Raw genomic sequence first — 24,585 nt, 5'->3', positions numbered from 1 at the left:
ATTATTCACTGAGGAGCCTCCTATGAAATCACGCGCCGCTGTCGCCTTTGCCGCAGGCAAACCCCTGGAACTGGTGGAAATTGATGTAGAAGGCCCAAGAACTGGCGAAGTGTTAGTGCGCATTGTGGCCACCAGTGTCTGCCATACCGATGCCTATACCCTCTCAGGTAGCGACCCAGAAGGAGTATTCCCCGCCGTACTCGGCCATGAGGGCGCCGGCATAGTAGAAGCAGTGGGCGAAGGCGTAACCAGCTTGAAAGTGGGCGATCACGTGATTCCGCTCTATACCGCCGAGTGCGGCAAATGCAAATTCTGCCTGTCGGGCAAAACCAACCTGTGCGGCTCAGTGCGCGCCACCCAAGGTAAGGGGCTGATGCCCGATGGCACCACCCGCTTCTCCTTTGAGGGCAAACCCCTGTTCCACTACATGGGCACCTCCACCTTTTCCGAGTACACAGTACTGCCAGAAGTCTCGCTCGCCAAAGTCTCCAGCGATGCGCCGCTGGACAAAATCTGCCTGCTCGGTTGCGGTGTCACTACCGGTATAGGTGCGGTTATCAATACCGCCAAAGTCACCCCCGGCTCTACGGTAGCGGTGTTTGGTTTGGGCGCGATTGGCCTCGCAGTGATTCAGGGGGCGCAGATGATGAACGCCAGCCGCATTATCGCCATTGACATCAACCCCGATAAATTCGAGCTTGCCCGCCAATTTGGCGCGACTGACTTTGTAAACCCCAAGGACTACAGCGCACCTATCCAGCAGGTGATTGTGGACATGACCGACGGCGGTGTGGATTATTCGTTTGAGTGTATCGGCAATGTGAACGTGATGCGCTCGGCGCTAGAGTGCTGCCACAAGGGCTGGGGTGAATCCATCATTATCGGCGTAGCCGGCGCCGGGCAGGAAATTAGCACCCGTCCCTTCCAGTTAGTCACTGGTCGCGTCTGGAAAGGCTCGGCCTTTGGCGGGGTAAAAGGCCGCAGCCAACTGCCGGGCTATGTGGAGCGCTACATGCGCGGCGAGATCAAAATCGATGAGTTTATTACCCACGACATGCCCTTTGAGCAAATCAACCATGCTTTTGATTTGCTGCATGAAGGCAAGAGCATCCGCACTGTATTGCACTACTGAAAACGGAAGATTAAAGGCGAGACAGTAACCATGGAGGCATTACCATGACCAGTATTTTGACAAGCATCTCCAGCACCAAGAGTTTTGGCGGCTGGATCAAGCGCTACCAACATCACTCCAGCAGCCTTAACTGCGATATGGTGTTTGCCATCTACTTGCCCCCCCAAGCGGAGACACGCCCTGTGCCTCTGCTTTGGTGGCTGTCAGGCCTTACCTGTACCGATGAAAACTTCATGCAAAAGGCGGGCGCCCAGCGCATGGCGGCAGAGCTGGGCATCGCCATCATCTGCCCGGATACCAGCCCGCGCGGCCTCAACCTGCCCGGCGAACACGAAAGCTATGATTTTGGCTCAGGCGCCGGGTTTTACCTCAACGCCACCCAAGCGCCCTGGGCTGAGCACTATCGCATGTACGACTACCTCACCCGGGAGCTACCGGAACTCGTCAAGGCACACTTCCCGCTAAATGGTCGCGAGGCCATTAGCGGCCACTCCATGGGCGGCCATGGCGCACTGGTACTGGCACTGCGCCAACCGGGGCGCTACGCCTCGGTATCGGCATTTGCACCTATCGCCAACCCCAGCAACTGTCCTTGGGGTCAAAAAGCGTTTAGTGGTTATTTAGGTGAGGATCGCAGCAGTTGGCAGCAATACGATGCCTGCGCGCTGATTGCCAGTGGCGCGTCCACCCAGGAATTGTTTGTGGATCAGGGCGAAGCCGATGATTTTTTGGCAACTCAACTGGGCGCTGACGCACTCCAGGCAGCCTGCAAACAGGCGGGGGTTCCGCTGCTTTACCGCCACCACAGCGGCTACGACCACGGCTACTTTTTTATCGCGAGTTTTATCGATGACCATTTGCACTACCATGCCCGTCATCTCAAAGAAGCTGGCCAGTAACGCAGCATCAACAAGCTGACTGACGCGCATTTCTCCTTCACAAAAACAGGGCTTGCCAAGCCCTGTTTTTTCTTCTATTTTTGTAACCGATTACAAAAATAATCATCAAATTCCAAAAGCAGTTACCAGCGAAAAATAAAAATAATAAATTTTTCAAATAAAATCAGAAGGTTAATTATAAATTGATATTCATATAAATGATTAAGCCGCCATCATTTCATAAAAATAAAAGTAACCGATTACAGTTAAATCAGATAAAACAGGGAAATGGACGTCAGGAAGAAGGTATTTACAGCGAGTAACTTACGCCTTCCAACCAAAGGCTAACGCAAGAATAACCATAACGAGGAATACCCCTATGAAACCAACAACCCTGTTCAAACAACTCGCAGCGCTGGCACTGAGCCTTGTAGCCGCCAGCAGTAGCGCCGGGATTTACGTCTCCGGCAGCACCGTTTATGAAAATGGCTCTCCTTTTGTGATGCGCGGAGTCAATGTCGCCCACGCCTGGTATGCCGATAAAACCAATAGCTCGCTGAGTGATATCTCCACCGCGGGAGCTAACAGCGTGCGCGTAGTGCTGGCCAGCGGCAAACTGTGGGCACGCACCCCGGAATCGCAGGTAGCCAGCATTATCAGTCAAGCCAAAGCCAACAAACTGATCACCGTTCTGGAAGTGCACGACACCACCGGCTATGGCGAACAAACTGCCGCTACGCTCAATGAAGCCGTGGATTACTGGATCAGTATTAAAAACGCACTGATTGGCCAGGAGGACTATGTGATCATCAACATAGGAAATGAGCCTTTTGGCAACGGCCAGTCAGCCAGCGCCTGGACTGATGGCCACAAAAATGCCATCAGTCGCCTGCGCGCCGCCGGTTTTAAACATGCACTGATGGTGGATGCGGCCAACTGGGGCCAGGATTGGCAAAATATCATGCGCGACAATGCCGCGAGCGTATTGGCCAGCGACCCACAGAAAAACGTGATGTTCAGTGTGCACATGTACGAAGTGTACGGCAGTGCCAGCACTATCAATAACTACATGACCAGCTTCAAAAACAATGGGCTGGCACTGGTAATAGGCGAATTTGCGGCAGACCACTTTGGCAAGAATGTCGATGAAGGAGCCATTATGAGTTATGCCCGCCAGCACAATTATGGCTACTTTGGCTGGTCATGGTCGGGTAATGGCGCGGGGCTAACCGCTCTGGATGTGGTGCAAAACTTTAACCCCGGCAGCTTAACCACCTGGGGCAATACCTTGATTAATGGTGCAAATGGCATCAAAGCTACCGCTAAACGCGCGACCATTTTTGGGGGAACCTCCTCCAGCAGCTCCAGTGCCGGCCACGCCTGCGGCACAGCGCCCAATGGTTATCCTTATTGCTGCAGCGCCAACTCTGCCACCGGTAACGGCTGGGGCTGGGAAAATAATCAAAGCTGTGTCGTTCGCACCACTGCCACTAGCTGTAATTGGTACGGCACCAGCTACCCCATTTGCACCAGTGTCAGCTCCGGTTGGGGCTGGGAAAATAATCGCAGCTGCATTTCACAAAGCACCTGCAACTCGCAATAAAAGTTCCGGACTCTCTCTTAGCCCTTGGCGATGTAGCAGTACATCGCCTTTTTTACGCGCAAAAAAACCTGAACCACCGGGATAAGCAAAAACAACAACAGAAAAAATAAAGGTAACGGGAGACGCGAAAGAGAAAAACCGGGGAGGAAAAACATCAGGGGGATGCATGGAAACTCAAATCCTTTTGAGCCTCACTAAACCACTCACTCATTTCATGGTCATGCCTCGCTTTTATACCGCTTGTACTTTTTTAAAACCAATCAGCCAACTCACTTATGTGATGCAGTTCCCATCTTTGGCGCAAAACTCTTCAACTTATTACACACTATTACAAAGCCCTTATAACAGGACTGCACAAGCATAAAAAAAGCGCCCTAAGGCGCTTTTTTGTGATGCTCAAAAACCGGGGCATTATTTGTTGTGGGCAAAACGCTTGCGAATCAGGAACAGGAAACCGAAAGCAAAAATCAGGAACAGCGGGAAGAGCGCCAGATTTTGCAGGGTTGCCTGACCTGCAGTCAGTTCTACCGCTTCAGCGGGAACACCCTTGGCGATAGCTTCTGCTTTTGCATCGTCCAACCAACCACCAATCACCGGGTTCCACATACTCATGGAGAACATGCCCGCACCACCCAAAAGTGACATACCCAAGGCGCCGGTTTTAGGTTGGTACTCACTGATAAAACCAATCATGGTCGGCCAGAAATAGGTTACACCCAGGGCGAATACCATCGCGGCGATATAAATCATGCCGCCGGAGGCATTGCTCAATAGGTAGATACCAATGGTGGTCACTATGGCGGACATCAACAGCACACCGACAGGATTAAGTGCCTCCACAATGGGGCCGGCAAAAAAGCGACCCAGCGCCATCAATCCAGTCACCAAGGCCAATACCAACATGGGGTGAGCGCCAGAGGCACCAAAAATACGATCAACCCACTGCTGGGTGCCAAACTCGGAGGCGGCAGTTACCGTCATGCAGAAGAACATGAAGATAAACAGCGGTGAGAAAAGTGCTTTGATGTTGGTTGCCGTAGAGGTTTCAGAGTTGGCCATACTGGGAAATGGCTGACCAAAAATCATGATGCCGTAAATGATGGTCGGGATGATCATGATGGCAATCTGCCACTGCCAACCCAAGCCCAGCTTGGTCATCAGTGTAGATACCAGGGCGCCAATCACAATACCGCCGGGGAACCAAACGTGGAATTTATTGAGCATAGCGGTTTTGCGGGTGTGGTAGATGTCAGCGATCAGGGGGTTACAGGCTGCCTCAACGGAACCATTGGCGAAACCGATAAAAAAGCTGGACAACAGCAGCGACCAAAAGCCGGTAGCGGAGATGGTCATAATCAACCCCAGCAGATGGCAGGCAAATGCCAAATACATCAGGGTGCGTGCGCCTACATGGTTGTAAATAAGGCCACCAAACATCATGGCAACCGGAAAGCCAAGGAAGGCCATACCATTAATCCAGCCCAGCTGGGTGTTGTTGAAATTAAAGTCTGCGCTCAATTGGGTGAGGATACCGGCGCGAATCGCAAAGGTCATTGCGGTCACAATCAATGCGATACAGCAGGCCATAAACAGGCGCTGCGGGTTAATGATAGCGGGTGTACTGGTCATAGGAGTCTGTACCTTTTTATTGTTGGCTGGTTATTGTTGAGTGATTGTTTGGGTTGTGTTTGTACTGCATGTTTTTACGGTTTGAACAACCGCCGGGCGAGAGGCACGGCGGTTAATCAGGCTCACACAAAAGGCGTCCAGGCACCGTCTTGTTGTGATGAGGCCAAAACTGCCTGGATAAAGCGCATACCTTCTACGCCCGTATCGATATTCGGCACCCAGTCCAACAGGAAATGGCTCTCCCCCTGCTGACGGGCCACGAGGATATCGGCGATGTCTTTGTAAAGGTTGGCGAAACCTTCAAGGTAGCCTTCCGGGTGACCGCCGGGGGTGCGCATACCGCGCGCGGCTATGTCGCTGCCGATGTCGCCGCGACGGGTGATGCGTTGACGCGGCTTGTTCAATTCGGTGAACCACAGCTCATTGGGATTCTCCTGTGCCCACTCGATGCCAGCTTTATCGCCAAACACGCGGATACGCAGGCCATTTTCACAGCCGGGCGCAACCTGACTGCTCCACAGCATGCCCTTGGCACCACCATCAAAACGCAACAGCGCGTGTACGTTGTCGTCCACCAAACGGCCATCCACAAAACTGGTTAAATCGGCGCTGACCGCGCTGAGTTTTTGCTGGGTAATAAAACGCGCCAGCTGGAACGCGTGGGTGCCTATATCGCCCAAACAACCGGCGGCGCCAGAGCGCGCGGGGTCAGTGCGCCAGGAGGCTTGTTTGTTGTCATCGCCCGCCGCTTCGGTGAGCCACTCTTGTGGGTACTCCACCTGTACCACGCGGATTTTGCCGAGCTTGCCCTGCTCCACCAACTCACGGGCATAACGCACCAGCGGATAAGCCGAGTAGTTGTGGGTGAGCGCAAAGAAACAGCCACTCTTTTTAACGATTTGCTCCAGCTCCAGCGCCTCTTCCAGGGTGCGGGTGACGGGCTTATCGCAAATCACATCCACACCAGCTTCCAAACAGGCTTTGGCGACGGGAAAGTGCATATGGTTGGGGGTCACAATGACCACCGCCTGAATGCCATCGGGGCGGGTCTTTTCTACCCGCAGCATTTCTTCATAGGAGGTGTAGGCGCGATCGGCGGCAATGTGTAAATCGGCTGCCGAGGCTTTGGCATTTTCAGGGTTGGACGATAAAGCGCCAGCGACCAGTTCAAAGCGGTCGTCCATACGCGCGGCAATACGGTGTACCGCACCAATAAAAGCACCGCGACCACCACCGACCATGGCATAACGAATTCTTGGAGTTGTCATAGCTGTATTCTTCTTGTTTGAAATGGAATCTCAGAACGGAGTTACCCCCCTCCCGACCTCCCCCTTGGCAGAGGGAGGGGCTTTCCCGCCCCGTCATCGCAGCGAGGCCGCGTTTTCTCCCTCCCCTTTTGAAGGGGAGGGTCGGGGAGGGGTTAAGTATTTTATAAACCGAGAATTTTACGGTTTTTAGCCTCATCAATACCGCTCTTGGCGAAATCGTCAAAGGCGCGTTCAGTCACTTTAATAATGTGCTGCTGGATAAACTTGGCGCCCTCTTCTGCCCCCACTTCCGGGTGCTTGAGTGCACACTCCCACTCCAATACCGCCCAACCCTCGTAATTGTAGGCAGCAAACTTGGAGAAGATTTGTTTGAAATCCACTTGGCCATCGCCCAGCGAGCGGAAGCGCCCGGCACGATCTACCCAGCTTTCATAACCGCCGTAAACACCCTGCTGGGCGCTGGGGTTAAATTCAGCGTCTTTGACATGGAACATTTTGATACGCGCATGATAGCGGTCGATAAATGCCAGGTAGTCGAGCTGCTGCAGTACAAAGTGGGATGGGTCAAACAAAATATTCGCGCGCGGGTGATTATTCACCGCCGCAAGGAAGCGCTCAAAGGTGGCGCCGTCGTGCAGGTCTTCACCCGGGTGGATCTCGTAGCAGACATCCACACCGGCTTTGTCAAAGGCATCAAGGATAGGCAACCAGCGTTTGGCCAACTCAGCAAAACCCTGCTCTACCAAACCAGCTGGGCGCTGTGGCCAGGGGTACAAATAGGGCCAGAGCAATGCGCCAGAAAAGGTCGCATGGGCATTCAAGCCGAGGTTTTTACTCGCCTGCGCCGCCAGCATTAACTGCTCAACAGCCCACGCCTGACGCGCCTTGGGGTTGCCGCGCACTGACTCAGGTGCAAAACCATCAAACATTTCGTCGTAGGCGGGGTGTACAGCAACCAGTTGGCCTTGCAAGTGGGTGGACAATTCCGTGGCGACCAAACCGTGCTTGGCCAGTGTTGCCTTGAATTCAGCACAGTACTCAGCGCTGGTCGCCGCCTTTTCCAGATCAAATACGCGCTTATCCCAGGTAGGAATTTGCACGCCTTTAAAACCTAAACTCGCCACCCAGCCCGCAATACTATCCAGGCTGTTAAATGGCGCTGTATCACCTAAAAATTGTGCGAGAAAAATCGCGGGGCCTTTCAGCGTTTTCATGGGGGATCTCCAACAGAACAGGGGCATGAATCAAGGCGGCATAAGGGGTGATTGCCGCTTCATTATTTGATTGCTTCTGGAAACATTTATCCAGGACGACTTAAGGTTAAGATAACAATAAGTCGCACAGAATCAAGACTTTATTCCAAGTCGCCAAAAGGCGCGACAGAGCAAACAGTTATTTACACTTTGGGCGCCGTATGGAGTGTAGCTCAGCTGGATGCTGCTGCCGCGACAAGCAGCGGAAAAGAAATATTGTCCAACGCACCAAAAGCGGGATGCGCTTTAAGCCGGGCCCGACTGGTTGCCGGGCTGGGCAAGCCACATAAAAAACGAGCCAACTGCCGCGGCTGTTGCAAAGCCGGATGCGCCTCTTTTTGCAGCGCCACTATTAACGCCTGCTGCTCGGCAGTGAGTGGCAAAACGGGTGGCAGAGCAACATAGGGCGACTGCTGCTTTGTAGCGCGACAGTGAGTGCATATACCGCAGGCCGCCGCGCCGGTTTCGCCAAAATGTTGCATCAATTGGCGGCTTAAACAGTCGGGGTTATTTACCAAACCCAGCACCGAATGAATCCGCTGAATATCGCGCGCCTCGCGCTGGGCAAATAACTCAGCCAAATAATTACTGAGTTCATCCAGCTGCGCAGCGGCAGAATCTGGCGCAAGGCGCGCACAATGATTGCTGTAGCCCTGGCGCAGATTGGCTACCGTCAATTCAATCCAGCCCTGCTCAGCCAAATACTCAAGGGCTTTGCTAATGCGCTCTTTGGTTTCATTTAATTGCGCGGGCACACGCAACATGTCCAGGGTCAACCATTTGCGTCCCATGCGGCCAGCAGCAAAAACCCGCTCTAAAAATTGCGCACGCTCCGCATCAAATTGCGTGAGGATAAATTGTGCATCGCGCACAAAGGCAATTTTATATTCGGTATAAAACGGGCTTTGCGCTGCAATAACTCCACGCAATTCCAAATAAGTCAGCGCGGTGTTAAGCACCAGCGGACGCAAATCAAATTGATTGGATAACTCGTAACTGGAAATATCAAATTCATCATCGAACGCGAGCAAGTGCTGCACCAAAGCGCGCAAGCTTTCCGCCGTAGGTGTATCGCCGTAGGTAAAGTTTTCCAAAACTCGCAGATCATCTGCCACCGCAAACATTTCACACAGCGACGGTAAACCATCGCGGCCGGCACGGCCAATTTCCTGCACGTAATTTTCTATCGATTTAGGCAAATTAAAATGGTACACCGCGCGAATATTACTTTTGTCGATGCCCATTCCAAATGCGATAGTGGCAACCACTATTGGAACATCACCGCTCATAAACTGATTTTGCACCAGCTCGCGCTCATCATCGGTTAGACCGGCGTGATAATGCGCGGCGCGCAAGCCCGCGCTATTAATTGCCGCCGCGACTGTTTCAGCGGTTTTCTGTAAGGTGACATAAATAATCGTTGCTGCAGCAGCTGGGTGTTTTTGCAAGCGCGCCAACAGCAAATCCAATCGCTCGGCATGAGTACACGGCGTAACTCGCAACTGCAAATTAGGGCGGGCAAAACTGGTTTGAATATGATCCTGCGGCGCTATAGAAAATTGCTGGCAAATATCGGCAGCGACGGTGGGTGTCGCTGTGGCGGTTAAGGCCAATACACGCTCCACACGCAAGGTGCGCGCAACATCAGCCAGGCTCAAATAATCCGGGCGAAAATTATGCCCCCACTCGGAAATACAATGCGCTTCATCGATGGCTAATAAACTGATGTTGCAGCGCGCCAACCGCTGCACAAAACGCTCGTTCTTTAAACGCTCGGGGGAAACATAAAGCAGCTTGATTCGCTGTTGGAAAATGCCATCGTAAATTGCCTGGGTTTCCGCTTTGGATAATGAAGAATCCAAACGCGCCGCAGCAATTCCCAGCGCAGTGAGTGTATCAACTTGATCTTTCATCAACGCGATCAAAGGTGAAACTACCAGCGTAAGCCCATCGAACAACAATGCAGGCAGTTGGTAACACAAACTTTTACCACCACCCGTAGGAAAAACGGCCAGTGCCGAACGCCCGGCTAACAATGCCTGGATTACCTGTTCCTGACCGGGACGAAAAGCAGTGAGCTTGAAGGTACGCTCAAGCACAGCATGAGGAGAGGACATAAAAAATTTCCATAATGTTGTTGTTCTTCCATGAACAGCGAGTTGTTAATCTGAGCGAAGCAAGCGCCGCCAACCAAGCACAATAGCGCTCATCAACACCAGCCCCCATGAACCTGATTCAGGCACATGGCTGACGGGTTTGAAACTGACATTGGACGCGCCAAACCCTTCAAAATAATCCATGGGTTCCAGCAAGTTAAATAACACTGAATTGTTCCACACTGAAACCGACGACTCCAAATTATGCAAATAATCATCAGGTTTGTAGGTGGCTTCCATCCACAGATCAAACAAAAAACTTTGGCCCAATTGATTCTTGAATGAACCACGCAGCGCGATGCCAGTGAACATATCGGCAACGGATTCAATATCCATATAATTCGTTGCATCTACATCAAACGAATAAGTTTCACCCGAAATAAAATTAGTAAACTGCCCGCCCTTGATCGCTCCTTGATAGCGACCTCGATCAGCCTGGGCATTAGAATCTGTAACTGTTTCATCAATAAAAAAGCTGACACTGCCACCCAGGGCTGGCTCACCGGTTTCCCAGTCGTAGCGAGTGAGATTTTCCACATCCAGGCGTATCAATCCGGCCACAGCTGAAGGCGCAATCAACGCCACCCACAAGCCCAGTATTGTTATTAACTTCATATCACGTCTCCCAAAATCCCTGATAACGACACCTTTCTCTCAAACCTACACTAGCAGCAGGCTGTCCTGAAAGAAACATTATACTAACCCTACACTCGCCGGATAACAGTGAACTTTTTGACAAGAACAATTTTTTACAAGGGCAGAATCCAGAGAGCCGCCGCAAAAACAATAAACAAGTTATAACAGCCAATTTCGTAAAGATTGAATTCGAATAACAGCCGGTTTAACTCGGTATGGGGTAAGTCAGCAAGGCAAAATGAATCAGGTTCACCCAAAAATGAATCATGATGGGGTAACAAACATTCTTACTAAGGGTATAACTCAAACCGTACAACAGCCCCGCCAACGCATAAACCCAAACTGCCGCACCGGTTAAGCCGGAATGGATAAGCACAAAAATCCCTGTCACTACCACTAGCGAAAATAGTTCCTGTACCCAACGCTGAGCACCCAAACTGGCCGCCGCATTGCGTATAGATTGCTGCAACAACAAACGCATAAATGCTTCTTCAGCCACCGCGATCACCAATAAATTCACCAGCGCAAATAAAACTATTTGCTCGATAAGTTTTGGCTCCAACGCCAAACCCAGCGCGGGAATAGCCACCGCAATAATAATCGCCGGCGCAAACAGCGCGCTTAAAAACTGCCACCTGGGCGCCGCCACAAATTCATCACCTCGCGGCTTATGCCAAAGCAACAATAACAGCACCAATCCAACCAAGGCCTTGGCAAAATTAACATACAACTCAAAACCTGATTCACCCACTTCTGTGCCGGGCAGAGTGAATAACAGCGGATAAGAAAACCCTTCCGGGCGATAAGTTGCCACCCAAAATACCAGCGGCATCAACAGAAAAAATAAACCGGCTTTTATCCAGCGGTTAATCTGATCTTTGCGATAAAACCATGCAAGGCAAGCAACACCGATCAAACCAATTGCATTCACTAAGGCCAACCAACCCGCGATTACCAGCCCTGTGATTGCAACAGCTAATATCACACTCAACATCAATTCTTTTTTATTCACGATTATTTTTCTTCAAGGTTCCGTAGGTTGGTACTGAGCGCAGCGATGCCCAACGTGAATTTTCAAAATTTTAGATAGGAAATATACGGAGGATATGCTCGCTTTGTATTGCTTTACCATGCCCAGAGTAGGTTGGAACTAGATCAGGCAATTCGATAGAAAATTTCTTACACCATAAATAGTGCCAAAGCCAAGCAACATAGCTCCTGGAATCAGCAACTTCAACTTGAAACTTCACAACTACTGGTGACAAATACTTTATGATAATTTCTGCCAGCTGCCTCCTTTCTTCCTCTCTACCTACCCAAGAAGATTCTATTAAGAACTCAGGCAAAGAAAAATCACAACCTGTTTTATTCGCGCCTAGAGCAACCTCTAACGAGGCGAATCCAAATGGCCCTTCTTCTGATTGCCCACCCAAACTAATTTGCTCATCTACTATTGCCAATGATCTGCTCATCAATTTAATAAAGCTCTCTCTTGGAATTAAGTCCCGCAGTGCCTCGAATAATGCACGAATACCATCTGAAGATGGCAACAATCCAGACTCATACCACTTGCGGGAACCATCAAAACGCCCTCTATGATAATAAGAGACATATGTAGATATGTTGGCAGGTTCACTCACATTAAGATGTTTTGCCATGACAAAAGAAAGCAACTCAACATTTACGCTAAAGTCGCAATGATTTATGTCTTCAGAAAGAAAAGCTGGCCACTTCACATTAAACATAGTTTCTATGCAATGCTTTTTAACGCCATAAAAAGAAGCCAATGAATTAATAGCGTCATCAAGATCATCGCAACTCAGCAACATACAATTTAAATCCACAAAGAAAAAAGCCGATTCTCTCGAATCGGCTTTTTAGGTTTACTTTTTGATTACTCACCAAAAAACTTTTTAACGCCATCGAACCAGCTGGATTGTTTCGGCGAGTATTTTCCGCCTTTCATGGTCGACTGGAATTCTTTAAGTAACTCTTTTTGTTTGTTGGTGAGGTTCACTGGAGTTTCCACTACCACACGGCAGAGCAAATCACCCACACCACCGCCGCGCACCGGGGTTACACCTTTTCCGCGCAATTTAAATAATTTGCCAGTTTGGGTTTCTGCCGGCACTTTTAATTTTACGCGGCCATCGAGTGTGGGCACTTCCAGCTCGCCGCCGAGTGCGGCATCTACAAAGTCGATAGGCACTTCGCAGTACAAGTCGGCGCCGTCGCGTTTAAAAATATTGTGTTCGCGCACGTTGACCTGCACGTACAAATCACCGCTTGGCCCGCCGTCTGCACCCGCTTCGCCTTCGCCGGACAGACGAATGCGATCACCGGTATCCACACCCGCCGGCACTTTTACTGACAGGGTTTTGGTTTCCTCCACGCGGCCTTGGCCGTGACAGGATTTACAAGGGTCAGAAATAATAGTGCCGCGCCCGCGACAGGTTGGACAGGTTTGCTGCACAGAGAAAAAGCCTTGCTGCATGCGCACCTGGCCGTGGCCGCCACAGGTGGAACAGGTCACAGGTTTGCTGCCCGCTTTTGCACCGGAACCGTCACAGGTTTTACAGCTGACCAGCGTAGGCACTTTGATCTGTACATTGGTGCCTTTAACCGCTTCTTCCAAACTCAGCTCAAGGTTATAGCGTAAATCGGAACCGCGACTGGGGCCGCCGCGACCACCGCGCCCACCACCAAAAATATCGCCGAACACATCGCCAAAAATATCGCTGAAATTATTAAAACCAGCACCGCCGCCACCGCCCATGCCGGACTGACCATCCACGCCGGCGTGACCAAAACGATCATAGGCCGCGCGTTTTTGTTCGTCGGACAATACTTCGTAAGCCTCGTTGGCCTCCTTGAATTTTTCTTCCGCAGAGGGATCATCCGGATTTCTGTCCGGGTGATATTTCATCGCCACACGACGGTAAGCTTTTTTCAATTCTGCTGCGTCTACATCTTTTTTGACGCCGAGCACTTCGTAGTAATCGCGTTTTGCCATGGTGCTACCCTAATCAATAATTCATCCCCTCCCCCTGCCAAGGGGGAGGCCGGGAGGGGGTTCAGGATTTAATTACCCCACCCCAACACTCCCCTTAAAAAGAGGAGGGAGCTGTGAAAAATATTTGCTTCTTACATGACAAATGCGGGCAAGCCCGCATTTGTTGTTTTTACTTTTCTCCTGCCCCTTTTTAAGGGGGAGGCCGGGAGGGGGTTATCTTAAAAAACAAAACCCCTCCCCGCCCCTCCCCTTAAAAAGGGGAGGGAGATTCATACTTATTTGTTGTCTTCTTTCACTTCTTCAAACTCGGCATCCACCACACCGTCATCGGCTGGCTTGCTGCCGCCAGCTTGTTGTGCACCGCCTGCGCCTGCTGCTTGCTGCTCGGCGTAAAGTTTTTGCGCCAATGAGCTGGAAGCTTCGGTCAACTTGGTAGTGGCCGCTTCGATTTTTGCCAGATCGTCCGACTTGGCAACATCGCGCGCTTCGGTCAAGGCCGCTTCGATTGCAGATTTTTCTTCAGCAGTAGCTTTGTCGCCCGCTTCTTTCACTGTTTTTTCGGTAGCGTGGATCAAACCTTCAAGCGTGTTGCGCGCGGTGACAACTTCGGCAAACTTGCGATCTGACTCGGCGTTGGCTTCTGCATCCTTAATCATCTTTTGGATTTCTTCATCGCTCAAACCTGAGGATGCTTTAATCACGATGGATTGCTCTTTGCCAGTGGCTTTGTCTTTCGCGCTTACGTTCAAAATACCGTTAGCATCGATATCAAAAGTCACTTCAATTTGTGGCATACCGCGCGGCGCAGGCGGGATGTCGGCCAAATCAAAACGACCGAGCGATTTGTTTTGCGAGGCTTGTTTGCGCTCACCTTGCACTACGTGAATCGTTACCGCAGTTTGGTTGTCATCCGCAGTTGAGAAAATTTGCGATTTCTTGGTTGGAATCGTGGTGTTTTTGTCAATCAGTGGCGTTGCAACACCACCCATGGTTTCAATACCCAGGGTCAGTGGGGTTACGTCCAACAACAATACGTTGGTGGTATCGCCCGACAATACGGAGCCTTGAATTGCAGCGCCGATTGCAACCGCTTCGTCCGGGTTCACATCTTTACGCGCTTCTTTGCCAAAGAAATCGGCAACGGCTTTTTGCACCAGTGGCATACGGGTTTGACCGCCCACCAGAATCACGTCATCAATTTCGCTCAGCGATTTACCTGAATCTTTAATGGCTTGTTTTACTGGCTCCATGGAGCGAGTAACCAAATCTTCCACCAGCGATTCCAACTTGGCGCGAGTCAGTTTGACTACCAAGTGTTTTGGACCGGAGGCGTCGGCAGTGATGTACGGCAAGTTCACTTCAGTTTGCTGGCTGGATGACAATTCGATCTTGGCTTTTTCTGCCGCTTCTTTTAAGCGTTGCAGTGCCAATGGATCGTTGTGCAAATCAATGCCGGTATCTTTCTTGAAAGTATCCGCCAGGAATTCAATCAAACGCATATCAAAGTCTTCACCGCCGAGGAAAGTATCACCGTTGGTTGAAAGCACTTCGAACTGATGTTCGCCATCTACGTCAGCGATTTCGATAATGGAAATATCGAAAGTACCACCACCCAGGTCGTATACCGCGATGGTGCGGTCGCCTACGCCTTTATCCAAACCGTAGGCCAGCGCAGCAGCAGTAGGTTCGTTGATGATGCGTTTTACATCCAGGCCTGCGATGCGACCAGCATCTTTGGTGGCTTGACGCTGTGAATCGTTGAAGTAAGCAGGAACCGTAATTACCGCTTCGGTCACTGTCTCGCCGAGATAATCTTCAGCGGTTTTTTTCATTTTCTTCAGCACTTCAGCAGAAATTTGTGGCGGTGCTTTTTTATCGCCTTTAACTTCTACCCAGGCATCGCCATTGTCAGCCGCAACGATTTTGTAAGGCACCATAGAGATGTCTTTTTGCACTACGTCGTCTTTGAATTTACGACCAATCAAACGTTTTACCGCGTACAGAGTGTTGTGCGGGTTGGTCACTGATTGACGCTTGGCGGATTGGCCCACCAGAATTTCGTCGTCATTGGTGAACGCGATAATGGATGGCGTAGTGCGATCGCCTTCGGCGTTTTCAATCACTTTTGGTTTGCCGCCTTCCAATACTGATACGCAAGAGTTGGTAGTACCCAAGTCGATGCCGATAATTTTGCCCATGGTGTTGCTCCTGAAAATCTCTCTATTGCCGGGCGCAAAATCGCATGACCTGCGCCGTATTGTTAACGAATGAATTAGGTTGTTACCGGCTTTTTTAAGACAAATCGCGGAAGATTTGTGCCTTTGCCTGTAGTTGTTTCCTATATTGGCGCCCGCCTAATGAATTCAAGTGGGCCGATAAAAAAATCCCCGCTTTTTTTGCGGTTATTGGGCATCAAGGTGCCTTGGATACCACCACCATCGCCGGGCGCACCAAGCGGCCATACAGGGTGTAACCTTTTTGGAAACAATTGAGCACAGTATTTGGCTCAACATCCGGGTTGGGTACCGCCGATACGGCTTGATGCAAGTTGGGGTCAAAGGGCTCACCTTCGGGGTTAACCACCGCCACCTGATGGCGAGCCAGTGCATCCACAAAGGATTTATGGGTTAGCTGAATACCCTCAACAATCGCGCTCAGGCTTTCATTGGCAGGGTCGATACTCGCCAGCGCACGCTCCAGGTTATCCACTACCGGCAACAAATCGTTGACCATTTTTTCCAAGCCGAACTTATGGGCTTTTTCAACATCCTGCTCAGCGCGACGGCGGGCATTTTGTGCATCCGCCTGGGCGCGTAGCGATTGCTCTCTCGCCGACTCATAAGCCGCAGCAAGAGTCGCCAACTGGGCTTGCAGGCCTTCAATACTCAGCTCGGCGCTGCCCTCTGCCCCAGCTTGCGCCTCGCCAGCGTCCTGTGGTTGTGGTTCAGTTGCGTGTTGAATATCGGAATAATCTTGAGTAGACACAGTGTTCTCCAGTGATCAGTTGGGCGGAGCAAGCCGCCGTGAATAGCCAGAATCGTCAAAGATCGCTATATGGGGCTAGCGCAATTGGATTCAAGAGCAGGCGCAAGTTTTTGCTTGCGCCGGCTGCACCATGTGAGTGCACCAGTAATCAGTAATACCAGCGCTTTTTATGTGTGTTTTGATGCCAAATGGCGGCACTGATTGTGTTCCGGATATAAAAAATACAAAAAACCAAAAATGATTCCAATGCCGATTGACAACGTTGTCCGATAGATCTAATGTCTATCAATTGATCACAACTTAGCCATCTTCGGAGGCATCATGTCACTGCGTGTCAAAATCTGGATAGTTTCCGCCCAAATTCTGGTGGGGCTACTCGGCATCATGTTGATCGGCCTCTTCACCCTGCGCTATTCCAGCAATCAGGACAATGCCGGGCGCGTAGAACAACTACTTAACAGCACCTACGCCACCGTCATCCAGATGGAACAATTGGCGGCGCGCGGCGAACTGAGCGATGAACAGGCCAAACAAATCGCCACCCAGTTGCTGCGCAACAACATCTACCACAAGTCTGAATATGTTTATGTCGCCGATGACAAACTCAACTTTGTCGCGGCGCCACTGGACCCGCAACTTCACGGCACCAGCTTCCATGAATTCAAGGACGGTAATGGTCGCAGCGTGGGCGACATCATGTTGAAATCGGTGGAGAAAGCGCGCGGCCAAACTGCCCGCTATAAATGGACCCAGCGCCAGACCGATGGCTCCATCGAAAACAAATTATCCATTGCCAAACTCTCCCCGCGCTGGAATTGGGTGGTAGGCACTGGCATAGGTTTTAACGAAGTGAACGCGCGTTTCTGGGAAACCGCCAAATGGCAGCTCACCATCTGTTTGTTAGTGATGCTGGCGATTGTGGTGCCGGTCGTGCTGTTTGCGCGCAAGCTGGATAGAGGCCTGGGCGCTGAGCTGAAAGAGGTGCTGGTGCTGGTGCGCGCCGTTGCCAGCGGCGACCTTACCGAGCGCAATGTACACAACGCGCCCGAGGACAGTATTTACGGCTCAGTGGTCAGGATGCGCTCGGCATTGCGCGAGATGATTGGCAGCATCTCGCAGATGGTGGCGCGCCTGCATGCCATTAGCGATGACATAGTGCACAAGGCCGAAACCAGCACCGCCATGGCCGAAGACCAAAGTGCCAACACCATCAAAATCGCCTCCTCCGCGGAGGAATTTAATATGCAAACCAAGGATGCAATGCAACAGGCCAAAATTGCCACCAACCAAACGGATCACGCCTCCAAAACCGCCAATCAGGGGCAAAAGCTGATATCCAGTGCGGTGAAAAGTTTTATCGAAATCGACAACAGTGTGACCCAAACCCAAGCCAGTATCGATGACCTGGCGGCGCGAATTAACAGCATTTCAGCGGTGATTTCGGTGATCAGTGAAGTCGCCAACCAGACCAATTTGCTGGCGCTGAATGCGGCGATTGAAGCCGCGCGCGCCGGTGAACAGGGGCGTGGTTTTGCGGTAGTGGCCGATGAAGTGCGCCAGCTTGCCCAGCGCACCACCCAGGCTACCAGTGAAATAGGCGATACCATTACCGCCGTGCAAAACTCCAGCCGCGTCGCCAAACAAAACATGGACGACATGGTGGTGCAGTTAAAAGATGGCATAGGCCAAACCCGCCAGGGCGGTGAAATTGTGGAAAGCGTGCGCCGCGAGACCGATGAAGTCGCCAAGATGGTGGCGCACATAGGCAACTCGCTGATCGAACACGTGCAGGCCAGTAGCCTGATTTTGGACTACGTCAGCCAGGTGGAGCAGTCATCACTCGGCACCAAAGACGCGGCACGCGGCACACTCATGGCATCCCAGCAAATCCGCGATGCCTCTGACGAACTCAGCAGGCAGTTGGAGGGCTTCCGCCTCTAGGCATTTGTGCTGTTGCCGGCGCTTGTCCGTACAAAAATCGGCCTTGCCGAGAGGCGCAAAAATACTGTATATATAGCCAGACATTTATCTACCTGATGTCTGGCTTTTTTATGGCGCAATCTTTTTAAGGTGCTAACCAAGCCGGACCTGCGAGGCGCTAATGCTGACTCACCTGAATATCCAAAACTTCACACTGGTCGACCAACTGGACTTGGACATTAAAGCGGGCATGACGGTGATTACCGGCGAGACTGGCGCGGGTAAATCCATTGTGCTGGATGCCTTGGGGCAGGCACTGGGCGACAAAGCCGACGGCGAGCGAGTGCGCACCGGCGCCAACCGCGCCGATATTTGCGCCAGTTTTGATACCAGCCAGATCCCAGCAGCGCAGGAGTGGTTGCAAAACCATGATTTGCAGCAGAGCGACAACCCGCAGGAATGCCTGCTGCGCCGGGTAATTAATGCCGATGGCAAATCCAAAGCCTATATCAACGGCCAACCGGCGACCCTGCAGCAACTGCGCGCACTGGGCGAAATGCTGATTGATATCCACAGCCAACACGAACACCAATCGCTCCTGGTAAAAGACACCCATCGCCGCTTGGTGGACGAGTTTGCCGGCCAAACGGAACTGGTCAAACAGGTGCGCCTGGCATTTCGCGAATGGCAGAGCCGCCTTGAGCACTTCATCCACCTGCGCGATAACGCCGCTGACGTGAGCGCACGCTTCCAGTTATTGAGTTATCAATTCAACGAACTGGAGCAGTTGGATTTGCACCCGGGCGAATTGGCCAAGTTGGAAGCAGAGCAGCGCAGTTTGGCCAATGCCGAAGAAATTCTGCGCGGCAGCCAGCAGCTCGCAGCCTTTTGTGGCGATGACGAACAGGGGCTGAGTGTAAACCTGCATCGCGCCCTGCATATTCTGCGCAGCTTGCCGGAGAAATCGGCGGCACTGCAAACCGCCGAGGAATTACTCACCAGCGCGCAGATTCAGGTGGAAGAAGCCCAGCACGAAATTGATCGCCACATTGATAATTTCAACCTTGACCCCGCGCGCCTTGCCGTGGTGGAAGAGCGCCTCTCCGCAATTTACGACATAGCGCGCAAACACCGCATCCAACCCGAGGAGCTGCCAGCGTTTACCGACAAACTCAGCGCTGAACTGGAACAGCTGCAAGGTGGCGATGCCCGCCTGGATCAACTTGCACAACAGGTCGAACAGTCCGAAACAGCCTATCGCCAGCTTGCGGAACAACTGTCGGCCAAACGCAGTAAAGCCGGCGCCACACTGGCCAAACAAGTGAATGAACAACTCAAGTTATTGGCGATGGAAAATGCCAAACTCACCATTAGCCTGCTGCCGCTGACCGACAAACCCGGCCCCAACGGCATGGAAGAAGTGGAGTTTTTAATCAGCACCAACCCCGGTCAGGCGCCGCGCCCGCTGGCCAAAATTGCCTCGGGTGGCGAGTTGTCGCGCATCAGCCTCGCCATACAAGTGATCACCGCCAAAACCTCGGCCACCCCCACCCTGGTATTTGATGAAGTGGATGTTGGTATAGGCGGCGCAACCGGAGATGTGGTGGGGCAACTGCTGCGTCAATTGGGTGAGCGCGGTCAGGTAATTTGTGTAACGCATCTGGCACAAGTCGCCAGCAAGGGGCATCAACATTTGCAGGTGGTAAAAACCGCGAGCAAAAAAAGCGCGGAATCCACACTGGTGGAATTATCCGGCGATAAAAAAGTAGAAGAGATTGCACGCATGCTCGGCGGCCTCAAAATTACCGACCAATCGCTGGCGCACGCGCGCGAAATGCTGGGCTGTTATTAATAAAAAAGGGGCGCTAGTTGAGCGCCCCTTTTAGCCATCGAATCTATCTTGAGATCAGCACTAGGATCAGCGTTTTTTTCTCACATAAAGTACCAGGCTGTGATCAGTAAGCTCATAACCATAATCGGCCGCAATACGTTTTTGCAGCGCTTCAATTTCATCGTTATGGAACTCAATGATAGTGCCGGCATCTATATCCACCATGTGATCATGATGCTCGCCGCGCGCCACTTCAAATACTGAATGGCCACCGTCGAAATTGTGTCTCACTACCAAACCGGCGGTTTCAAATTGGGTTAATACCCGATAAACAGTCGCCAAACCAACATCGTCACCCTGCTCCATCAGCGCTTTGTAAACATCTTCCGCGCTCATGTGATGCTGTTCAGAGGACTCCAGCATTTGCAAAATCTTCACCCGTGGCAAGGTCACTTTAAGACCCGCTTTGCGCAGTTCGTGGTTACCGTCTGCCATTATTTCCCCCAAACCCTTCTCAGTGTTCCTGTGGTTCGGGTATTATCCGCGTTCATTTTCGTTAGTGGAAGCCCTAGTATGAAATTAGCCAGCCGCGTACTTCTGGCCCTTGTGTTTATCGCCGGCCTCACCGCCTGCTCCAGCTTCCGCTTTCCCGGTGTGTACAAAGTTGGCATTCAACAAGGTCATATCATTACCCAGGAAATGGTTGATCAGTTGAAACTCGGTATGAGTAAACGTCAGGTCCGTTTTGTTTTGGGCAACACACTTTTACCCAATACGTTTAACGATGATCGCTGGGATTACCCCTACAGCGTGCGTCGCGGGTCACAGGGTGAAATTACCCAATACCTTTACACTGTGTATTTTGAAAACGACAAACTGGTAAAAACAGAAGGGGATTTCCTTCCCGGTAAAGCGCCGATGAGTGGCGAAAAATCCGAGCGTTATTTGCAAGATATGCAGCGCGATGTACCAGTGCCCACTGAAGACAGCACACCACCGGAAATGCCAGATCCCGAAGAGCTGGAATAACCACTCACCGAGATTGGCCTGCACACATAAAAACGCCCGGATTTCCGGGCGTTTTTGTTGGTGAAAATGTTACTGATTTATTTGCTGTGAATTTTAGTTATCGCCCGCTACAGGCGAACTACAAACCCTATTCCTGCCTTCCATTTTCGCGCGATAGAGCGCGGCATCTGCCTGCTGCAATAAATGATCGGCGCGCTCGACACCGGCCTCATAGGCAGCAATACCTGCACTTAAGGTCACATGAAACGTTTGTTGATCGACACTAAAACTAATATCGCGGAAGCGTTTGCGAATATCTTCCATAAGCAGCTGTGCTTCGGCGCGGGTACAGCGCGGTAACACGGCGACAAATTCCTCACCGCCGTAGCGCCCTACCGCATCCACTTTACGCAATCGCTGACGCAACAAATGCGCAATCGCTTTGATGACTTTATCGCCCGCGGGATGGCCGTAGCTGTCATTGATTTGTTTGAAATGATCCAGATCCAACATCACCACACTCAGCGGCTCACCACTGCGCTGCGCGCGGCTGAGCTCTATATCCACCTGCTCTTTGATGCGCGAATGTTTTAATAGCCCGGTCAAACTGTCGCGGTCCAGCGCATCACTTAATTGCCGGCTGCGCGCGGCGCGCACCGATACTGCCGTGACCAGCTCCAAATCGCTGAGCGGTTTACTCAGGAAATCATCGCCTGCGCGCCCCATCGCCAGGGCGCGTTTTTGTTCGTCCTGTTCGGAGGATAAATAAGTAATTGGAACGCGCAGCCAATCCTGATTCAGGCGAATCACCTGCGCCAATTCAATGCCGCTGCACTCGGGCATATTGATGTCGAGCAAAATTAATTCGGGATGAAAATCATTGAGCAGTGAAAAAATCTCGCGCGGGCTATTGCTGACTTCAGCGCGAATATCGGCGCTACCCAGTACCAATTTGTAATGCTCGGCCAAGGCTAAATCATCGTCGATAATCAGCACCCGGTAAGGTGTACTGCGATGGCGATCCAGATGGTTTTCAAAACAATCCACCAGTCGAATAGTGTCCAGCGGTTTCACAAAATAGCCAACGGCGCCGGCGCGCACCGCGGCAAGGTAAACATCAAAATCCGTACAATCGGAAACAAAAATAACCGGTACAGGTGCAGGCAGTTGTTGCTGCAAGCGGGTAATAGACTCCGGCGTTTTGTGAGGCTCAGTCGCCAACAGCACATCGCAGATCATAAAATCCGGCGGACGTTTCAGAACGTGGGTTTCGGCGGCGGCGATGCTGGAGAAGTGCTCTACCTGATGACCAAAATGTTGCAGGGTAACGGAAAGCTCATTGGCGAGATCCGGGTCATCCTCCAGGACATAAATCAGTGAACCCGTAGCACCTGAGGCACTGCCCAAGGGTAATAGGGGTGCGGCCGCCGGCACAGGTTTTAATTCACCGGTCAGGGCATTGATAGCAACAGAGAAAACGCGCAGTAAGCCAATATCCAGCGTGCCTGAATTCAACCACCCCTGTACCTGTAGCTCCAGTTTTTTGGCTTGTTTACCCAGCTCGGGAAAACCAAAGCTGCCAGCGGAGCCGGCAAGTTTATGTAATTTTTGCGCCAGCTCAACCAATGCATCGGCCTGCCCCTCAGGCACCAAAGCAAGGGCTACCAACTCTTTCAATCGCGCAATTTCCCCTGGCAGCCGCGCAGCATAATCCGCTCGCAAAGCTTCGAGGCGTGCTGCAATTTCCGTTTTTTTATCCATAGAAAAACTGTATCCGGTTTGCATCAGTATTTTATTCTGTGGGTTATCAACAGGTTCCAGTCGTCCGGGGTGAGGGCGACAAACAGCGTTAGTAATAAATAGTAGAAGCCTTCAGAGCGAATATCCAATCCATAATCGGGGCTATTATCGGGCGAAGATGAATATATCGCGGCGCGGAACTGCGTCTAAATAAAGCGCGTCTATACTAAGTTCAAAACCACGAGCTAACCCGTCCTTTTGCCTTTTGTGACCACTGCGGAACCCCATGCTAAAAAGAATAGCGGTTAAAGATATAAAACTGGGCATGTTCATCTGTGAATTTTGTGGTTCATGGATGGAACACCCCTTTTGGAAAACCCGTTTTTTACTGGACGATGAAAAAGACCTGTTGGCCATACAAGCGAGTGGCATCAAGGAATTATGGATAGACGTCAGCCAGGGTATTGATGCCGGCACCAGTGCAGCGGCAAAAACCGAAGCGGAAGTCGCACAGGAAGCCGAAGCACTTCTGTTGGAAGCCGGCAACGCGGTTGCGACAGAAAAAGTCTCTTTGGATGATGAAATACGCACTGCAGCAAAACTCTGCGCCAAGGCCAAAGAAGCCGTCATCGAAATGTTCAGCGATGCGCGGATGGGCAAGGCCATCAAAGTTGAGCAGGCACGCGCACTGGTTGAGGAAATATCCAGCTCGGTGCTGCGCCAACCCCACGCCCTGATCAGCCTCGCGCGGCTCAAAAATGCCGATGAATATACCTACATGCATTCCGTGGCGGTCTGCGCCCTGATGATTGCCCTGGCACGGCAACTGGCACTGGACGAAGAAATGGTGCGCGAGGCGGGTTTTGCCGGGCTGTTACACGATTTGGGTAAGGTGGGCATACCGAATAAAGTACTTAACAAACCGGGCAAATTAACCGACTCCGAATTTTCGGTGGTGAAATCCCACCCGGAAGTTGGCGCGCGGATTCTGATGGAAAATTATGACGTGAGCCCCTTGGTGCTGGATGTCTGTTTGCACCATCACGAAAAGGTAGATGGCACCGGATACCCCCATGGCCTAAAGGGTGAAAATATCAGTCTGTTTGCCAAAATGGGCGCCGTTTGCGATGTTTACGATGCCATCACCTCCAACCGCCCCTACAAAAAAGGCTGGGCACCCGCCGATTCTATTCGCAAGATGGCGGAGTGGAGCAAGGGGCATTTTGATGAAGCCGTATTCCAGGCATTTGTAAAAACCGTGGGCATTTACCCCACTGGCTCGCTGGTGCGATTGGAGAGCGGGCGCTTGGCGGTAGTCGTGGAGCAAAATGAAAACTCGCTCTTAAACCCCAAGGTAAAAATCTTTTTCTCCGCCAAAACCAAAATGCCTATCCTGCAAGAGACGCTGGATTTGGCGGCACTCAAAGGTAAAGACAAAATCATCGGGCGCGAATCACCCGATGAATGGGGTTTTAAGAATCTGGATATGCTCTGGTCTGGGCTAGGTTAAAGGCCAGGCTAACCAAGCCACAG

General features: G+C 51.5%; 20 protein-coding genes. 8 read left to right on the top strand and 12 right to left on the bottom strand.

From position 1 onward, the window contains the following. The first annotated feature begins 22 nt into the window (after nt 1-22). The 4 genes from ACFODX_RS08880 (at nt 23) to ACFODX_RS08865 (ending at nt 3,977) form a co-directional block, all read left to right on the top strand. Entirely contained in the window at nt 23-1,132 is a 1,110-nt protein-coding gene (locus ACFODX_RS08880) for an S-(hydroxymethyl)glutathione dehydrogenase/class III alcohol dehydrogenase (protein ID WP_378118206.1), read from the top strand. Nucleotides 1,133-1,176: 44 nt separating this feature from the next. Then, nucleotides 1,177-2,031, top strand: coding sequence for an S-formylglutathione hydrolase (gene fghA, locus ACFODX_RS08875; RefSeq protein ID WP_378118204.1), 855 nt, complete (start codon nt 1,177-1,179; stop codon nt 2,029-2,031). A gap of 358 nt (nt 2,032-2,389) precedes the next feature. Further along, the gene (locus tag ACFODX_RS08870) at nt 2,390-3,613 is read left to right on the top strand and encodes a cellulase family glycosylhydrolase (RefSeq protein WP_378118202.1); all 1,224 of its coding nucleotides are present in this window, start codon (nt 2,390-2,392) and stop codon (nt 3,611-3,613) included. A gap of 166 nt (nt 3,614-3,779) precedes the next feature. Next, a complete protein-coding gene (locus ACFODX_RS08865; protein WP_378118200.1) occupies nt 3,780-3,977 on the top strand; it encodes a hypothetical protein in 198 nt (65 codons plus the stop codon). 47 nt (nt 3,978-4,024) lie between these two features. Here ACFODX_RS08865 and ACFODX_RS08860 read toward each other — a convergent pair whose 3' ends face one another. The 10 genes from ACFODX_RS08860 to grpE all read right to left on the bottom strand — a co-directional run bounded on the left by ACFODX_RS08860 (nt 4,025) and on the right by grpE (nt 16,553). Continuing rightward, nucleotides 4,025-5,242 (bottom strand): MFS transporter, encoded by a 1,218-nt coding sequence (locus tag ACFODX_RS08860; protein ID WP_378118198.1) that lies wholly within the window; start codon nt 5,240-5,242, stop codon nt 4,025-4,027. A 122-nt stretch (nt 5,243-5,364) separates the two neighbouring features. Then, nucleotides 5,365-6,510 carry a Gfo/Idh/MocA family protein gene (locus ACFODX_RS08855; RefSeq protein WP_378118196.1) on the bottom strand — a complete coding sequence of 382 codons (1,146 nt, stop codon included), beginning with the start codon at nt 6,508-6,510 and terminating at the stop codon, nt 5,365-5,367. A gap of 161 nt (nt 6,511-6,671) precedes the next feature. Next, nucleotides 6,672-7,724 carry a sugar phosphate isomerase/epimerase family protein gene (locus ACFODX_RS08850; protein ID WP_378118194.1) on the bottom strand — a complete coding sequence of 351 codons (1,053 nt, stop codon included), beginning with the start codon at nt 7,722-7,724 and terminating at the stop codon, nt 6,672-6,674. 212 nt (nt 7,725-7,936) lie between these two features. Beyond that, nucleotides 7,937-9,880: a RecQ family ATP-dependent DNA helicase gene (locus tag ACFODX_RS08845; RefSeq protein ID WP_378118192.1), complete on the bottom strand. Its 1,944-nt coding sequence runs from the start codon at nt 9,878-9,880 to the stop codon at nt 7,937-7,939. Between the two features lie 45 nt (nt 9,881-9,925). Next, on the bottom strand, nt 9,926-10,534 hold the full coding sequence (locus ACFODX_RS08840; protein ID WP_378118190.1) for a hypothetical protein: 609 nt from the start codon (nt 10,532-10,534) through the stop codon (nt 9,926-9,928). A gap of 226 nt (nt 10,535-10,760) precedes the next feature. After that, nucleotides 10,761-11,567, bottom strand: coding sequence for a CPBP family intramembrane glutamic endopeptidase (locus ACFODX_RS08835; RefSeq protein WP_378118188.1), 807 nt, complete (start codon nt 11,565-11,567; stop codon nt 10,761-10,763). A 70-nt stretch (nt 11,568-11,637) separates the two neighbouring features. Then, on the bottom strand, nt 11,638-12,384 hold the full coding sequence (locus ACFODX_RS08830) for a hypothetical protein (RefSeq protein ID WP_378118186.1): 747 nt from the start codon (nt 12,382-12,384) through the stop codon (nt 11,638-11,640). A 65-nt stretch (nt 12,385-12,449) separates the two neighbouring features. Beyond that, nucleotides 12,450-13,568 (bottom strand): molecular chaperone DnaJ, encoded by a 1,119-nt coding sequence (gene dnaJ, locus ACFODX_RS08825; protein ID WP_378118184.1) that lies wholly within the window; start codon nt 13,566-13,568, stop codon nt 12,450-12,452. A 275-nt stretch (nt 13,569-13,843) separates the two neighbouring features. Beyond that, a complete protein-coding gene (gene dnaK / locus ACFODX_RS08820) occupies nt 13,844-15,766 on the bottom strand; it encodes a molecular chaperone DnaK (RefSeq protein WP_378118182.1) in 1,923 nt (640 codons plus the stop codon). 214 nt (nt 15,767-15,980) lie between these two features. Next, nucleotides 15,981-16,553 carry a nucleotide exchange factor GrpE gene (grpE, locus tag ACFODX_RS08815; protein ID WP_378118180.1) on the bottom strand — a complete coding sequence of 191 codons (573 nt, stop codon included), beginning with the start codon at nt 16,551-16,553 and terminating at the stop codon, nt 15,981-15,983. A gap of 321 nt (nt 16,554-16,874) precedes the next feature. On the opposite strand from grpE, the gene ACFODX_RS08810 reads away from it, so the two are divergent. Both ACFODX_RS08810 and recN read left to right on the top strand, forming a co-directional pair. Continuing rightward, nucleotides 16,875-18,494: a methyl-accepting chemotaxis protein gene (locus ACFODX_RS08810; RefSeq protein ID WP_378118178.1), complete on the top strand. Its 1,620-nt coding sequence runs from the start codon at nt 16,875-16,877 to the stop codon at nt 18,492-18,494. A gap of 160 nt (nt 18,495-18,654) precedes the next feature. Further along, the gene (recN, locus tag ACFODX_RS08805; RefSeq protein ID WP_378118176.1) at nt 18,655-20,325 is read left to right on the top strand and encodes a DNA repair protein RecN; all 1,671 of its coding nucleotides are present in this window, start codon (nt 18,655-18,657) and stop codon (nt 20,323-20,325) included. 66 nt (nt 20,326-20,391) lie between these two features. On the opposite strand, the gene fur is transcribed toward recN, so the two are convergent. Then, nucleotides 20,392-20,799 carry a ferric iron uptake transcriptional regulator gene (gene fur / locus ACFODX_RS08800; RefSeq protein ID WP_324259824.1) on the bottom strand — a complete coding sequence of 136 codons (408 nt, stop codon included), beginning with the start codon at nt 20,797-20,799 and terminating at the stop codon, nt 20,392-20,394. Nucleotides 20,800-20,877: 78 nt separating this feature from the next. On the opposite strand from fur, the gene ACFODX_RS08795 reads away from it, so the two are divergent. Further along, the gene (locus ACFODX_RS08795; protein ID WP_378118173.1) at nt 20,878-21,333 is read left to right on the top strand and encodes an outer membrane protein assembly factor BamE; all 456 of its coding nucleotides are present in this window, start codon (nt 20,878-20,880) and stop codon (nt 21,331-21,333) included. A gap of 93 nt (nt 21,334-21,426) precedes the next feature. Here ACFODX_RS08795 and ACFODX_RS08790 read toward each other — a convergent pair whose 3' ends face one another. Beyond that, entirely contained in the window at nt 21,427-23,073 is a 1,647-nt protein-coding gene (locus ACFODX_RS08790; RefSeq protein ID WP_378118171.1) for a diguanylate cyclase, read from the bottom strand. Between the two features lie 265 nt (nt 23,074-23,338). Between ACFODX_RS08790 and ACFODX_RS08785 the strand changes: the two genes are divergently transcribed. Next, nucleotides 23,339-24,562: an HD-GYP domain-containing protein gene (locus ACFODX_RS08785; RefSeq protein ID WP_378118168.1), complete on the top strand. Its 1,224-nt coding sequence runs from the start codon at nt 23,339-23,341 to the stop codon at nt 24,560-24,562. Nucleotides 24,563-24,585 lie beyond the last annotated feature (23 nt).

Source organism: Cellvibrio fontiphilus, assembly GCF_042646205.1.
Classification (GTDB): Bacteria; Pseudomonadota; Gammaproteobacteria; order Pseudomonadales; family Cellvibrionaceae; genus Cellvibrio; species Cellvibrio fontiphilus_A.
The sequence above is the reverse complement of the archived record's forward strand: the minus strand, read 5'-3'. Positions and strand labels throughout refer to the sequence as shown.

Coding starts and splice junctions, on each gene's coding strand:
- ACFODX_RS08810 (WP_378118178.1), top strand. CDS start 16,875: ATGTCACTGCGTGTCAAAATCTGGATAGTTTCCGCCCAAATTCTGGTG.
- ACFODX_RS08830 (WP_378118186.1), bottom strand. CDS start 12,384: ATGTTGCTGAGTTGCGATGATCTTGATGACGCTATTAATTCATTGGCT.
- recN (WP_378118176.1), top strand. CDS start 18,655: ATGCTGACTCACCTGAATATCCAAAACTTCACACTGGTCGACCAACTG.
- ACFODX_RS08860 (WP_378118198.1), bottom strand. CDS start 5,242: ATGACCAGTACACCCGCTATCATTAACCCGCAGCGCCTGTTTATGGCC.
- ACFODX_RS08850 (WP_378118194.1), bottom strand. CDS start 7,724: ATGAAAACGCTGAAAGGCCCCGCGATTTTTCTCGCACAATTTTTAGGT.
- ACFODX_RS08855 (WP_378118196.1), bottom strand. CDS start 6,510: ATGACAACTCCAAGAATTCGTTATGCCATGGTCGGTGGTGGTCGCGGT.
- ACFODX_RS08880 (WP_378118206.1), top strand. CDS start 23: ATGAAATCACGCGCCGCTGTCGCCTTTGCCGCAGGCAAACCCCTGGAA.
- ACFODX_RS08795 (WP_378118173.1), top strand. CDS start 20,878: ATGAAATTAGCCAGCCGCGTACTTCTGGCCCTTGTGTTTATCGCCGGC.
- ACFODX_RS08785 (WP_378118168.1), top strand. CDS start 23,339: ATGCTAAAAAGAATAGCGGTTAAAGATATAAAACTGGGCATGTTCATC.
- dnaJ (WP_378118184.1), bottom strand. CDS start 13,568: ATGGCAAAACGCGATTACTACGAAGTGCTCGGCGTCAAAAAAGATGTA.
- fghA (WP_378118204.1), top strand. CDS start 1,177: ATGACCAGTATTTTGACAAGCATCTCCAGCACCAAGAGTTTTGGCGGC.
- ACFODX_RS08840 (WP_378118190.1), bottom strand. CDS start 10,534: ATGAAGTTAATAACAATACTGGGCTTGTGGGTGGCGTTGATTGCGCCT.
- fur (WP_324259824.1), bottom strand. CDS start 20,799: ATGGCAGACGGTAACCACGAACTGCGCAAAGCGGGTCTTAAAGTGACC.
- ACFODX_RS08865 (WP_378118200.1), top strand. CDS start 3,780: ATGGAAACTCAAATCCTTTTGAGCCTCACTAAACCACTCACTCATTTC.
- dnaK (WP_378118182.1), bottom strand. CDS start 15,766: ATGGGCAAAATTATCGGCATCGACTTGGGTACTACCAACTCTTGCGTA.
- ACFODX_RS08870 (WP_378118202.1), top strand. CDS start 2,390: ATGAAACCAACAACCCTGTTCAAACAACTCGCAGCGCTGGCACTGAGC.
- ACFODX_RS08790 (WP_378118171.1), bottom strand. CDS start 23,073: ATGGATAAAAAAACGGAAATTGCAGCACGCCTCGAAGCTTTGCGAGCG.
- ACFODX_RS08845 (WP_378118192.1), bottom strand. CDS start 9,880: ATGTCCTCTCCTCATGCTGTGCTTGAGCGTACCTTCAAGCTCACTGCT.